A 14,790-nucleotide genomic window follows, 5' to 3' on the forward strand; every position below is an offset into this window, starting at 1 on the left:
CGACCCCCCATTTGATTCCAAACAGTATTACATTAACGCGCAAAAAAAAGACCCCTTAACAACACCCTGACACCACCAATAGTGAGCGCCAAGTATCGCTAACGAGTCAATACTGCCAAGCTAGTTACGCCGAGCAAAAGCAATCAAGATTGCGTTGATGCCAAAAACTGCAAAGTAGAAACTAACCAGTACGTTGAAACTAATCACAGCAACCATTGGATTGATTACTAATAAGATTCCCAATGCCAAACTAATAATATCCAAGATTAAAGATAGAACAAAATACCCGGTTCCAAAGACGCGTAGATGTGAGACTACGGTCAGCCGTTCAATCGAATCGATCAAGAACCAAAAGGCAAAGACGTAACCGAGTACCAGTACCCCAGTCGGTGCGTGGAATAAAAATAATAACCCCACTAAAATATCAATAATCGCAAACACAAGGGCAAAGTTTGCCCGCAACCCTGTTTCACGGCGTAGTTTTGTGTACCCACCGATTGTGGTGACCCCGCTAATAATTGCGGCGATAGCAAATAAAAAGACTAAACTTAAAAGTGCTGCTTGTGGTTGCTTGATGACAAAGTAAGCGGCGATCAAGAAAACGATCCCCGTCATGAATTCAGTCCAATCAAACCCCCAGCGATGATCATTAAACATACATCAACATCTCCCATATCCGATATTAATTCCATCTTACCAGTTAATGTAAGAGTTTCCAATTTTTCTGATAGACTTTATGTTAGCTTAATGCTTTTTCAAAATGTCAATAGCATTAAAAATGGCCTCTAAATGCCAAGGCTCCGCCACTTAGAGGTCATCTTTAAAAATAATATCAATGGTCAAATTGATAAGCATTAATTAATCAGTGGTTTCAGATTGATAGACTGACAATTGCGTTTGTGCCCGTTGCAATTCTTGTCTAATCTGATCAAAACCAGTACCACCTAGCGAATGCCGCCGTTCCACCGCAACTTTTGCGTTCAAATCATGGTAGACATCTTCTTGGATCAGCGGTGAGATTGACTGATATTCTTTGAGTGGAATATCCTGCAACGGCCGCTGTTTTTTCAAGCCATCCAAGACGAGCTTCCCCACAATGGCATGGGCCTCCCGAAATGGGATTCCTTTGTTTGCAAGGTAATCGGCTAGTTCGGTCGCATTTGAGAAATCGTTAGTCGTGGCATCAGCCATCCGATCTTCATTAACGGTCAGCGTTGCCAACATGCCGGTGAAGACGTGGAGACTCGTTAACACGGTCGTGACCGTATCAAACGCCCCTTCTTTGTCTTCTTGCAGATCCTTATTGTAAGCGAGCGGAATCCCTTTCATGACAGTTAGCAATCCCATCAAGTTGCCGTAAACCCGGCCGGACTTGCCCCGAATTAATTCGGCCATGTCAGGGTTCTTCTTTTGCGGCATAATCGAACTACCCGTTGAAAACTGATCGCTCAAACTGATGTACTTGAATTCATAACTGCTCCAGCTGACAATTTCTTCACAAAACCGTGAGAGATGCATCATCAGGATCGAAGCATTGCTGAGAAACTCAAGCACGAAGTCCCGGTCAGAAACGGCATCCAAACTATTATGATAGACTTCACTGAATCCTAATAGTTTCGCACTATATTCCCGGTCGATTGGAAAAGTCGTTCCAGCAAGTGCAGCGGCTCCCAATGGCGAAATATCGGTATGCTTCAGGTTAAACTCGAAGCGTTCCATGTCCCGCTTGAACATTTGGTAATAAGCTAACAGGTAGTGCGCGTACGAGATGGGTTGGGCGTGTTGCAAATGCGTGTACCCCGGCATGACCGTCTCCACGTTCTCACTCGCTTTATCGACCAATACCGTTTCCAGTTCATGTAGCCGGTCCAATATTAGTGGTAATTGATGCTTCAAGTACAAGTGGAAATCCGTGGCAACTTGGTCATTCCGCGACCGGGCCGTGTGCAACTTTCCAGCGACTGGCCCAATCTCTTCGGTCAATAATGACTCAATATTCATATGAATGTCTTCGTTGACCGTTGAAAATTCCAACTTACCTTGTTTTTGACGCTCAGCCAAGGTTTCCAAACCAGCAACAATTTGATCAACATCAGCGGCAGGCAAAATACCAGTTTTCTTCAACATTTTAACGTGTGCCAGTGAACCAGCAATATCTTCTGCGGCAAGCAACTGGTCAAAGCTAATTGATGCCCCAAAGTCATCAACATACTTAGCACCCGTTTCGGTAAACCGGCCACCCCATAGCTTCTTGGTACTCATTAGGCGTGTGCCTTATCAGTCTTAGCTTCGGCCTGAGCCTTCGCTTGGACTTGGGCATTAACTTGCGTTGGTAAGCCCCATAGCTTAATGAAACCAACTGCCGCTTGTTGGTCAAATGAATCCGCTGATGTATAGGTTGCCAAGTTCGTATCATATAGTGAGTTGGGTGACTTCCGCCCCTCAGTAATAACGTTACCCTTGAAGAGTTGTACCCGAACTACCCCATTGACGACTTGCTGAGTTTGCTTTAAGAAGGCAACCATCGCTTCCATCAATGGTGAGAACCAAAGACCGTTGTAGATCGTATCCGCAAGCTTTTGTTCAATGATTGGCTTGAAGTGAGCTAACTCACGCTCAAACGTCAAATCTTCCAAATCTTTATGTGCTTTGAGCAATACCGTTGCAGCTGGTGCTTCGTAAACTTCCCGTGACTTGATACCGACCAACCGGTTTTCAATATGGTCGATCCGACCAATTCCATGTTCACCAGCAATCTGATCCAACTTGATGATTAAATCAGCTAGGTTAAGTGATTCACCATCTAAAGCAACTGGCACCCCAGCTTCAAAAGTGATTTCCAAAGTCGTTGGCGTATCCGGCGTATCAGCTAAGGCCTTCGTCCGGTCAAACGCATCGGCAGGCGCGCCCTGCCATGGATCTTCTAGAATGCCACATTCATTGGCCCGGCCCCATAAGTTTTCGTCAATCGAGTAAGGGCTGTCCAAATTGATTGGTACGGGAATATTGTGTTCCTTAGCGTAATCGATTTCTTCTTCCCGTGACCAGTGCCAATCACGTACAGGCGCTTCGATCTTGATATCCGGTGCAAGAGCATGGATAGCAACCTCAAACCGAACCTGATCATTACCCTTCCCAGTACAACCATGGGCAATTGCAACAGCGTGCTCTTGCTTGGCTAATGTGACTAACTTCTTAGCAATTAAAGGACGTGAAAGTGCTGAGACCAGCGGGTATTCACCTTCATACAAGGTATGACCTTGTAAAGCAATTAACGCATATTCTTCAGCAAATTCTTGCTTAGCATCAATCATATATGATGAAACAGCCCCTAATTTTAGGGCCTTTTCTTTGATTGCATCCATGTCCTTGCCTTCACCAACATCAATTCCGCAGGCCACAACATCATAGCCCTTATCCTTCAACCAACTAATTGCGACCGACGTATCTAAACCACCAGAATAAGCGAGAATAATTTTATCATTTTGTTTGACCATTGATTTGTACCTCCGAAATTTTTATCTTTGCTTTTATCAATGACAGTATCGTACCACCCAATTTAACTTTATTCAATAATATTTTAAATATATTCATCATTTGCACAATATTCACTAAAATATAGAATTTTTATGCAGATATTCACCAATATCAGTATATTTTTTGTTATTTTTGAAACACTACCTTAATCTAATCTTAGATTGTTTTCCCACGATTCAGGACCGCTAAGCTCGCACAATGTCAGTAAACAGCAAAAAGGAGCCTAGCTTTTCGTTATGAAAAGCTAGGCTCTTTTTAATTGGTGGCCGGCACCACCATTACTTTTTATATTTTGGTCTATTCAACGACTTTGCGTACAAATGGATCCGATGAAATTCCTTGCGATAAAATCAACTTGGCCCATTCCTTAGCTGAGAATAAAGAATGATCCTTGTAATTCCCACAGCTATCGATGGTCGTCCCTTGTACGTCTTCCCACTTAGCTGGGCCAGCAATGAATTCTAATGAGGACTTCAATGCCTTAGCAACTTCAACGGTGTCATGTTCACCCCAAGTAATCAAATGAAAACCAGTCCGACAACCAAATGGTGAGCAGTCAATCACGCCATCCATACGATCACGTAATAACCCAGCCAACATATGTTCAATCGTGTGTAAGCCCGCCGTATCAATAGCGGTCTTGTTAGGTTGAACTAACCGCAAATCAAAATTAGTGATGGCATCACCCTTAGGCCCATTTTCCACCGTAATTTTACGAACGTAAGGTGCTAAAACCTTGGTATGATCTAATGTAAAACTTTCTACTTTAGCCATGTACAAACAACTCCTCTAAATTAAAATTACATTACAAACTCAAGTGTAGCACATTGCCCGTTATTTAGCAGGTGCAGTTGCTTCACGTGCTCGATCCCGTTCTAGAACGGGCTTCAAGTATTGGCCAGTATAACTTTCAGCCACTTCAGCGACCTGTTCTGGTGTCCCAGTAGCAACGATTGTTCCGCCGCCGTCACCGCCTTCTGGGCCCAAGTCAATCAAATAATCCGCCGACTTCACAACATCCAAATTATGCTCGATGATTAACACGGTATTACCCGCATCCACCAACCGATCCAAGACACCAATCAAGCGCCGAATATCTTCACTGTGCAACCCAGTCGTTGGTTCGTCCAAGATGTAGAAATTCTTCCCCGACTGTTGTTTGTGCAATTCGGAAGCTAACTTCATCCGTTGGGCTTCTCCACCTGATAAAGTCGTGGCGGGTTGGCCTAACTTAACATAGCCCAAACCAACGTCGACCAAGGTCTGTAGTTTCCGTCGAATCTTTGGAATTGGTTCAAAGAACTTAACAGCTTCTGAAGCGGTCATTTGAAGAACATCGGCAATATTTTTGCCTTTGTATTCAACTTCCAACGTTTCAGAATTGTATTGCTTACCATGACACACTTCACAAGGTACAAAGACATCGGGCAAGAAATTCATTTCAATTTTTAGAATCCCGTCACCGTGACAAGCCTCACAACGACCACCCTTAGTATTAAAACTAAAGCGGCCCTTCTTGTAACCACGTAATTTAGCTTCATTCGTTTGTGCAAATAAATCACGAATATTGTCAAAGACACCAGTATATGTGGCCGGATTACTGCGTGGTGTTCGGCCGATTGGACTTTGGTCAATATTAACTAACCGTTCAATATTCTTAATACCACTGACACTCTTATACTTACCAGGCTTTTCAGAATTACGATTCAACTTCTGTGCCAATACGCGTTTCAAAACATCGTTAACCAAGGTCGACTTACCAGAACCGGAAACCCCCGTTACCACGACAAATTCGCCTAGTGGAAAATCAACGTCAATTTGCTTGAGGTTGTTTTCGGCCGCACCAGTGATACGAATCTTCTTACCATTACCCGGACGCCGAGTTTCAGGTAGTGGGATAAACCGTTTGCCCGATAGATATTGGCCGGTCAGTGACTTCCGCGAGCGAGCCACTTGCTTGGGCGTTCCGGCCGCCATGACCTCACCACCGTTTTCACCGGCACCCGGGCCGATATCCACGATATAGTCAGCGGCCCGCATCGTGTCTTCATCATGTTCGACCACGATCAACGTATTCCCCAGATCGCGCATCTTCTTAAGTGAACCAATCAAGCGGTCGTTATCCCGCTGATGCAATCCAATTGATGGTTCATCCAAGATATAGAGCACGCCGGACAAGTTCGATCCGATCTGTGTTGCTAACCGGATTCGCTGGGCTTCCCCACCAGACAGCGTCCGTGCAGAACGGCTGAGCGTTAAGTACGCCAGTCCCACATTTTGCAAGAATGATAACCGGTCGCGGATTTCCTTCAAGATTGGTTTAGCAATCACGAGACTTTGTTCTGATAAGCTCAACTCGTTAAAGAAATCGAGTTCCTTACCAATGGCTAAGTCAGAGACCATCCCGATATGTTCGCCACCAACTTTGACAGACAGGGCCTTGCGATTTAAGCGGAACCCATGACAAGTCTGACAAGTGAGTTCCGTCATATACTTTCGCATCACATCGCGGGTGAAATCACTATTCGTTTCGTGGTAGCGGCGGTCAACATTGTTGATAACGCCCTCAAACACAGCGTCAACATCGCGAACACCACCAAAGTCGTTCTGGTAGTGGAAATGGAACGTCTTTCCGTTAGACCCATACAAAACCGTTTGTTGATCAGCTTTTGATAAGTCTTCATACGGCACATCCATCGGAATTTCTAACTGTTCACAAGCTTGCTTCAACATTTCAGGATAATACTGTGAACTGATTGGATTCCAAGGCGCTAACGCACCTTCAGCCAACGTCAGCGACTTATCAGGTACGACAAGGTCCTCATCGACTTCTAGCTTGATTCCGAGACCTTCACAGTCTGGACAAGCTCCCTGAGGCGCGTTAAACGAGAATAACCGTGGTTCAAGTTCTCCCACAGTAAACCCACAGATAGGACAAGCATAATGTTCTGAGAACATAATGGGTTCGCCACCGATCACATCCGCAATCGCATAGCCCCCACTTAATCGCAACGCCGCTTCAAAAGAATCAAATAACCGAGAACGGTCACCGGACTTCACAACGATCCGATCAATGACGATTTCAATCGTGTGTTGTTGATTCTTGTTCAGTTCAAAAGTTTCACTGATATCATGAATATCACCATCAACACGGACCCGCACGAAACCTTCACGCTTGATCTTCTCAAAGATCTTTTTGTGCTCGCCCTTTTTCTGGCGGACAATTGGTGATAAAATCTGCAACTTCGTTCGTTCCGGTAATTTCTGAATCCGATCAACCATCTGTTCAACGGTTTGACTCGCAATCGGTGTCCCATCGTTCGGGCAAATCGGTTCACCGACTCGGGCCCACAGTAACCGTAAGTAATCATTGATTTCTGTAACGGTTCCGACCGTTGAGCGCGGGTTTTTGGATGTTGTTTTCTGATCGATCGAAATAGCCGGACTAAGCCCATCAATTGAATCAACGTCTGGTTTTTGCATCTGTCCTAAGAATTGACGCGCGTACGCTGACAAACTTTCCACGTAGCGACGTTGTCCTTCCGCGTACAAGGTATCGAACGCTAACGAACTCTTACCTGAGCCAGACAGCCCCGTAATCACGACTAATTTGTCGCGCGGGATGGTAACGTCGATATCTTTTAAATTATGGGCTCGCGCACCGTGAATGACAATCTTATCATTTGCCAAAAAAAGGCCTCCTCAATCTCAAGCCAGCAACCTGCTAGCTAATTTGTGCTTTCAATTCCATGACCGTATCACGCAGCGTTGCGGCTTGTTCAAAGTCGAGCTTCTTAGCGGCGGTCTTCATCTGTTCTTCCAACTTACTAATCATATCTAATTGTTGTTCACGAGTCATATCATCAAAGTCGGTTTCTAAGAAGTCATCCTTCTTACCCGCGTCTTCAGTGGTCTTCGTCGAAGCAATTAGCTCTGGAATGGCCTTTTTAATCGTATGTGGCGTGATGTGATGATCTTCATTGTACTTCATCTGTACTGCTCGACGACGTGCAGTCTCATCCATCGCGGCCTGCATCGAATCAGTCGTGGTGTCAGCGTACATAATCACTGAACCGTGCTCATTACGAGCCGCCCGACCAATCGTTTGGATCAACGAACGCTCGTTACGAAGGAAACCTTCCTTATCCGCATCCAAAATCGCAACTAGTGAAACTTCGGGAACGTCAATTCCTTCCCGCAACAAGTTGATCCCGACCAACACATCGAACTTGCCCAGACGCAGGTCGCGGATGATCTGCGTTCGTTCCAACGTCTTAATATCACTGTGCAAGTACCGTACCTTGATGCCTAAATCCTTAAAATAGTCGGTCAAATCTTCCGCCATCTTCTTAGTCAACGTGGTGATAAAGACCCGTTCGTTGACTTCAATGCGCTTATTGATTTCACCCACTAAGTCATCGATCTGACCCATAATCGGTCGAACCTCAATCGTAGGATCCAATAAACCAGTTGGTCGAATAATTTGCTGGACGACATGCTTGGTCCGATCCATTTCGTAAGGGCCCGGCGTTGCGGACATATAAACCACTTGATTAATATGCTGTTCAACTTCTTCAAGTTTCAATGGCCGGTTGTCCAACGCACTTGGCAAACGGAAGCCATAATCGACTAGCATTTGTTTACGTGCTCGGTCCCCATTATACATTCCCCGAACTTGGGGCATCGTCACGTGTGACTCATCGACCACGAGCAAAAAGTCCTTCGGGAAGAAGTCCAGTAACGTATACGGTGGTTCGCCAGGTTTACGGCCATCCATAAAACGTGAATAGTTCTCGATACCACTAGTGTAGCCCATTTCTTTGAGCATTTCGACATCATAGGTCGTCCGCTGCTTGAGTCGTTGCGCCTCTAACAATTTGCCATCGGCTGTCAATTCTTTCAGGCGGCCGTCCAACTCATCTTCAATGCCCTTGATGGCGTGTTCCATAATCGCATCATTCGTCATAAAGTGGGTCGCTGGGAAGATCGCAACATGTTCACGATCAGCCACAATTTCACCGGTTAAGGCGTCAATCTCACGGATTCGATCAATCTCATCGCCAAAGAATTCAACGCGCAATGCGTGGTCATCCCGTGAAGCCGGAAAGATTTCTACGACATCACCATGGACCCGAAAACGCCCCCGCTGGAAATCAATATCGTTACGATCAAATTGAATATCAACAAGTTTACGCAACAGATCATTGCGGTCGATCTCCATGCCGACTCGCAGTGAGACTACGTGATCTTGGTACTCGTGAGGATCCCCTAAACCGAAAATACTGGAGACCGATGCCACGACGATCACATCGTTGCGTTCCAATAATGAGCTGGTCGCAGAGTGCCGTAACTTATCGATTTCATCGTTGATTGCCGAGTCCTTTTCGATATAGGTATCACTCGAAGGCACGTACGCTTCCGGCTGATAATAATCGTAATAACTCACAAAATATTCAACGGCATTGTTCGGGAAAAACTTCTTAAACTCCCCGTATAATTGACCCGCTAACGTCTTGTTATGTGACAAGATTAACGTTGGCTTATTCACCTTTGCAATCACGTTCGAAATTGTAAAGGTCTTCCCGGTCCCGGTCGCCCCCAACAAGATCTGCTCTTTTTCTCCCGATTCAATGCCAGCGGTTAATTGCTGGATCGCTTGGGGTTGATCGCCCGTTGGTTGGTAATCTGAAACTAAGTCAAAATGATTATTATCTACCCGATCAATCAAACGTAGTCCTCCTTTTAAACGGTCACCCGTTCATATCATCTATTGATAACTAAATCTTACTGTCGCACCATAAAAAATAGGCAAGCCCGCGCTTCCCTATCACATTCAAATCGCATTTAATTTTAGCACATCGAACATACTTTCGCCATTAATCGGATTGCGGCCCGGCCGTTAAAATCTGGGTCGTCAGCGCCTGTAATTGATCCTGATGCGTGAACGGTTCCGCTAACATCTCTGGTAGCACTGCTTTTAAGAAATATTGAACACTAGTCATCTTTTTAAACGCGACAATTGTTTTTAAACTTTCTTGATAAATATCCCTAAAAACTGGTTCCGGATTACCCTTTTGAATTTCACCAAACGACTCATACAATAGGTCAATTTTATCGGCTACCGACAATATCTGGCCTTCTAGCGTTTCATCCTTGCCTTCTGATAGACGCCGTGAATAAGCTGCCTGAAACTCAGCTGGAATCTCATTTTGCACAAAATTTTGTGATAATTTATGCTCAACATCCGCCAGCATCGTCCGTAGCGTCGGCGTTGCGTACTTGACAGGCGTCTTAATATCCCCGATAAACCGCTCATTATAGTCGTGATTCAGCGCCTTCTCATAGAGGGCTCGCCAATCAACAATTTGTCCGGCATTTTCTTCCACATCACCTAAAAATTGGGCGACTTCAGCAACCTTAAATGAATGCGCCGCAACTGAATGATTCTGATACTTAAAAAAACCCGGGGCCCGTTGAATCGTTTCTAAATTACTTAAGCTCTGAAAATATTGATGCATTCCCATTGCAGCCCACCATCCTTCAATCTAATTTGGCCTAAGTGTAACAAAAGCGCCCCGGGGACGCAAACCCGGAGCGCTTTCGCTGATTAGCTTAACTGTTATGCAATGTTAAACTTGCTGATGTGAATGAACCTGGTTCGGTAATCGTAACATAAATGCCATTAAATAAGAAACAATCAAGAATCCGGCCACCACCAGATATGGATAGTGATAATCCATATCTAGTAACATCCCCGACATGATTGGGCCAACGATATTGCCAACACTCGTTAAGGACATGTTAAGCCCATTGATTAGCCCCTGGTTGGCCTCACTTGCTTTCGTTAATAGGGTCGTAATAGCAGGCCGCAAAAGATCGAATGCCGAAAAAATAACGAGCGTTGCAACCATGACAGCAACTTTCGAATGAGCCTGCGTAATCCAGATAGTGCATAGCGCCGCAGCTGCAAAGCACACCCGAATGACCCGCCGTTCGCCCCAACGCTGGACAAAGGTATCAAATAGTGCCACCTGTAGGAAGAGCGAAATCAAACCATTTAAAGTCAAGACCAACGCAATGTTGCTCAGACTAAAGTGAAAGACTTCATTCACGTAAATACTATAAATGCTCTCAAACCCCTGTAAGCCAAAGGAAGACACTAAAATCATCGTAAATAATATAATAATCGGGACGGTCCAAAATGCCCGCGTCATCGGATGATTGGTCGTCGTTGTCGTGGTCGTAATTGCTTCGCGATCAGGATCAATCTGACGATCCGCAGGCAACATAATGACGAGCACAATGGCACTGAGTAATCCCAATGCACCAGCAACCCAGAACGGCGTCTTATAACTAATGCCAGCCAATACCCCACCGATACCGGGTCCTAAAATCAAGCCACCACTAAAGGCCGCCGATAACCAGCCAATTACTTTAGCTCGCTGTCGTTTGGTCGTAATATCGGATGCTAACGCCATCGCCGTCGGAACGACCATCGCTGCTGATAAGCCACCAACAATCCGGGAAATATTAAAGACCCACAGCTGGTTGGTTAGCGCAAATAGTACTTCCGAGACCATATATAAGACTAGCCCTACCGTTAATACGGGCTTGCGACCAACTTTGTCTGAAACCCGGCCAATAATGGGTGAGGCCACAAATTGTGCCAATGCGAATAGCGCATTCATTATTCCCATATCGGTAGCCGTTAAATGCAGTTCATTTTTAATAAACGGCATGACCGGAATAACTAAACTAATCCCTAAACAAACTAAAAACTCACTAAAAACTAAAATTAAAATTGCGCGTCGTGTTTGTCGATCCATGCGACCTCACCTCTTCAATCAATTGTTAAATTTACACCGCTTTCCATCATATCAGGGACCCGGATTGAAAGCTAGCAGAAAGTTTGACACCATTTGCAACCCTTTTAGTCGGTAAAATATCGGCCAATCAGATACAATAAGCATAACTAAATTCTAAGGAGGCCCTACTATGGATCAAGCTTTAACTGGTTTCACCAATATTCAACACTTAGACCCCGAAATCATCGTTGACCTGCGTTATGCCACCACTAATAACTTTACTCATCAAGTGATTTACGACTTTACCACGGCCATTGTTCGCACTGGCACGGCCCACAAACTCGCCAAGGCAAGCGCCCTGGTTAAACAACAAGGTTATCGACTCAAAGTCTGGGATGCTTATCGGCCCGTCAGCGCCCAGCGCCGTTTATTTGAAGTGTATCCTGATCCAGAATTTGTTGCCCAGCCTAATCCTAATTTCAGCCACCAAAAAGGCGTCACCTTAGATTTGACCCTGGCCCATCCTGATGGTAGTGAGTTAACAATGCCAACTGCCTTCGATGACTTCACGGCAGCTGCTCACCGTGACGCTCCTCGAACCGCACTTCAAGAAAAAAATTATCAGCTGCTGGACACCGCCATGACCGCCGCGGGCTTTGTCGGCTACGTTAACGAATGGTGGGACTACCGCGACACCGAAATGGACGCTTACCAACCCCTAGCCGCTGATCCCAACGACTATGCTTGACCAATCACTTTCAAATAATATAAAGGTGGCCGCCAAACAGTCAGGTTATGAAACCCACTGTTTGGCGGTCACCTTATTTGGCTCATTATTTTTATGGATTCACCAGCACTTATTATTAAAACATGCTAGTTAGTTGGATTGTTGCCCGTCAGCATATGCGCGTCCTCGTCTGACTTCCAGGAAACCACTCGAGTGGCAGATGAACGGCCGCTTAACCCAAGCTAATCTGTCGCTGAACCATCTACTCCGTTAGACTTGGAACAAACGTTAACATAGCACATTCGTTTTGAATACCATCCCAGCGATTGGCAGCAATACCTGAAGAACGGTATCGGACACACTCCCCAAACAAGTTTACGCTAATCTGAACTTATTCCAGCGGGTCTAAGCTGGCTGTTCTTGATTTTAACAACCAGCACCTTCTGAACATAATTAGTGCAAAAACTTAATTATTCCGACGATAGCCATGTTCCTGATCTACTGCAGCCTGCGCCACTAAATTCAAGTAATTAAACGGTTCATCAAAGTTGGGTGAGAATAGCATATCCATGAAGGCTAATTCATCAATCGTATTACCATTATGAATCACTACGGACAACGTATTTGCTGATTGTGAAACTTCATGAGCACTCATTAGTTGACCACCCAAAACCTTCCGCGTTTGTTGATCATAAACCAACTCAATCATGACTTTCGCCGTGGTAGGCATAAAGTCCGGCCGATAATTGCCTTCATAAAAAGCTGCTTGGGCATCGAAGTTAGCTGCTTGGGCCGCCGTTAAGGTCAGACCTGCACAAGCCACGGTCTGATCAAAAATCAACATCCCAGTCGTCGCTTGCGTACCAATTGCACCTAAGCGTTTATCAAAGATATTAATTCCTGCCAGTGCACCTTGCCGAATTGCATGTGAGACTAATGGCATATAGGCGTGTTCCTTCGTAGGATTAAAGTTAACTTCCGTCACATCGCCAGCCGCAAATATATCCGGGTTGGAGGTTCCCATATAACGGTCCGTTACAATGGCCCCCTGCTTAGTTCGGTTGACCTGTCCCGCCAATAACTCTGATTGTGGAATCACACCCGGACAAATAACAGCCATATCAAATATTTCTTCACTATCAGCGGTTGCAACTCGTAGTCGATTATCAGCCGTATCACTAAAAGCCGTCACTTGTGCATTGGTTCTAACTTGGATGCCTTTCGTCGTTAACAAGTCTTCGATCTTCTCAGAAATTTGTGGATCAAGATACTCATTAATTAAGTGGGGGCCCCGTTGAAACAACGTCACAGTGTGTCCGGACTTCACGTACCCCTCAGCAAGTTCCACCCCCGAATAGCCACCACCAACGATTGCAATATGGTGTGCATGTTTAGCTGCTTCGTAGAGTTGCTGGGCCTGTTCGCATGTTTTGCAAAGCATGACCTTAGGATTCTCTACGCCCGGAATAGCCGGGATTGCAGTGATTGAACCCGTCGCCATGACTAACTTATCATAGTGATCCGTTTGTAATTCTTTTGTCTGTAAATTTTGAGCCAAAATTGTATGCTTATCAGCATTCACATTAATCACATCATACTGCATCCGCATCTGCACACCTTGTTCACTAAATTCACTAGGATTAGCGTACAACGCTTGATCCAAATTATGGATGGTACCCCCTAAGTGTAGATAAGTCCCACAAGACATATATGAAATATCCGCGTGCCGTTCATAGACGGTAATTTCAGTGCCCGGATAATATTTCAAGATTTGTTTCATGGCGGCAATCCCCGCATGTGTACAGCCAATAATGGCAACTTTCATTGTTTCGACCACAGCTTTCATTAAAAGTTAAAATTTAACTTGGATTAAGTTAAACATTTATTTAAGTTGACGTATACTTAGAGTATACAGCGATTCGGTTGATATTAAAACGATTCAATGATTTTAAACTTATTATAAAAGGCGATGGTACTTATGGAACCAATTTACCGCTATTTTGTACAACCTCAACTTAACTTACTCAACAATACAGTTTACGGATACGAACTACTAATCAAACAACTAACCCCAGACGGCTGGCGTCTGCCTGAATCCTTTGCCGCAATTAGTTCACAAGTTACCTCTGATCTGCTCATTGCAACAACTAAAATTCTTGGACTAAAAGTTCGTTATTGTGCAGTCAATATCAGTCGCGAACAATTGATGGATACAACGGTTGCGAAGGCCATTATTCAAAGTCAGGTTCAGCTCTATCCTGCTAAATTAGTCGTTGAGCTAACTGAGGAACGTAGTCCTAAGGATTATCCAGATACCATGTTAATCCCACACTTACGGGGGTTCATCGAACATGGTATGCAAATTTCACTTGATGATGTTGGTACCGGAATTAACGATTTCAAGAGTATCCAAGAAATTTTGCCATTAGCTTCTGAATTAAAATTTGCGTTGCAAAACTTCCGCAGTGATATCAAAGATCCTAAGATTCAGCAAAAGCTCCATTTTTGGCGGGCCATCAGTAGTGAATACGGATTGCGTTTAATCTTAGAGGGGATTGAAGACGCCGAAGATGATCGCTTAAGTAGTCACTTCGATATTAATCTTCGACAAGGTTATTACTATGGCAAACCGCAATTATTACGCCTACCCGGTGACCCCGTCAACTTTGAATATCCGACAATGAATTAATTTCTAATATGAACAACAACTAAATAACGCCT

11 protein-coding genes are annotated in these 14,790 nt (G+C 44.7%); 2 read left to right on the forward strand and 9 right to left on the reverse strand.

Features of this window, described 5'->3' with window-relative positions; all coding sequences use genetic code 11:
- Positions 1–120: 120 nt before the first annotated feature.
- The 8 genes from ACWQAU_RS07010 to ACWQAU_RS07045 all read right to left on the reverse strand — a co-directional run bounded on the left by ACWQAU_RS07010 (position 121) and on the right by ACWQAU_RS07045 (position 11,363).
- Positions 121–657 (reverse strand): HdeD family acid-resistance protein, encoded by a 537-nt coding sequence (locus ACWQAU_RS07010; RefSeq protein WP_003641035.1) that lies wholly within the window; start codon positions 655–657, stop codon positions 121–123.
- A gap of 201 nt (positions 658–858) precedes the next feature.
- Positions 859–2,262 carry an argininosuccinate lyase gene (gene argH / locus ACWQAU_RS07015; protein ID WP_003643970.1) on the reverse strand — a complete coding sequence of 468 codons (1,404 nt, stop codon included), beginning with the start codon at positions 2,260–2,262 and terminating at the stop codon, positions 859–861.
- Positions 2,262–3,497, reverse strand: coding sequence for an argininosuccinate synthase (locus ACWQAU_RS07020; protein WP_003641033.1), 1,236 nt, complete (start codon positions 3,495–3,497; stop codon positions 2,262–2,264). Before ACWQAU_RS07020 ends, argH begins: the two co-directional genes overlap by 1 nt.
- Positions 3,498–3,834: 337 nt before the next feature.
- The gene (locus ACWQAU_RS07025; RefSeq protein WP_003641031.1) at positions 3,835–4,311 is read right to left on the reverse strand and encodes an S-ribosylhomocysteine lyase; all 477 of its coding nucleotides are present in this window, start codon (positions 4,309–4,311) and stop codon (positions 3,835–3,837) included.
- A 60-nt stretch (positions 4,312–4,371) separates the two neighbouring features.
- The gene (uvrA, locus tag ACWQAU_RS07030; RefSeq protein ID WP_003643969.1) at positions 4,372–7,227 is read right to left on the reverse strand and encodes an excinuclease ABC subunit UvrA; all 2,856 of its coding nucleotides are present in this window, start codon (positions 7,225–7,227) and stop codon (positions 4,372–4,374) included.
- Between the two features lie 34 nt (positions 7,228–7,261).
- Positions 7,262–9,265 carry an excinuclease ABC subunit UvrB gene (uvrB, locus tag ACWQAU_RS07035; protein WP_003641029.1) on the reverse strand — a complete coding sequence of 668 codons (2,004 nt, stop codon included), beginning with the start codon at positions 9,263–9,265 and terminating at the stop codon, positions 7,262–7,264.
- A 148-nt stretch (positions 9,266–9,413) separates the two neighbouring features.
- Positions 9,414–10,061: an HD domain-containing protein gene (locus ACWQAU_RS07040; protein ID WP_003641028.1), complete on the reverse strand. Its 648-nt coding sequence runs from the start codon at positions 10,059–10,061 to the stop codon at positions 9,414–9,416.
- Positions 10,062–10,166: 105 nt separating this feature from the next.
- Positions 10,167–11,363, reverse strand: coding sequence for an MFS transporter (locus tag ACWQAU_RS07045; RefSeq protein ID WP_022637895.1), 1,197 nt, complete (start codon positions 11,361–11,363; stop codon positions 10,167–10,169).
- Positions 11,364–11,532: 169 nt separating this feature from the next.
- Here ACWQAU_RS07045 and ACWQAU_RS07050 point away from each other — a divergent pair, with 169 nt between their 5' ends.
- On the forward strand, positions 11,533–12,090 hold the full coding sequence (locus tag ACWQAU_RS07050; RefSeq protein ID WP_003643967.1) for a M15 family metallopeptidase: 558 nt from the start codon (positions 11,533–11,535) through the stop codon (positions 12,088–12,090).
- A 445-nt stretch (positions 12,091–12,535) separates the two neighbouring features.
- Here the strand turns inward: ACWQAU_RS07050 and ACWQAU_RS07055 are convergent, their stop codons facing one another.
- Positions 12,536–13,894, reverse strand: coding sequence for an FAD-dependent oxidoreductase (locus ACWQAU_RS07055; RefSeq protein ID WP_027821458.1), 1,359 nt, complete (start codon positions 13,892–13,894; stop codon positions 12,536–12,538).
- Between the two features lie 153 nt (positions 13,895–14,047).
- On the opposite strand from ACWQAU_RS07055, the gene ACWQAU_RS07060 reads away from it, so the two are divergent.
- The gene (locus ACWQAU_RS07060) at positions 14,048–14,758 is read left to right on the forward strand and encodes an EAL domain-containing protein (protein WP_003643965.1); all 711 of its coding nucleotides are present in this window, start codon (positions 14,048–14,050) and stop codon (positions 14,756–14,758) included.
- Positions 14,759–14,790: the final 32 nt, after the last annotated feature.

This window comes from Lactiplantibacillus sp. 3062, from assembly GCF_055413545.1.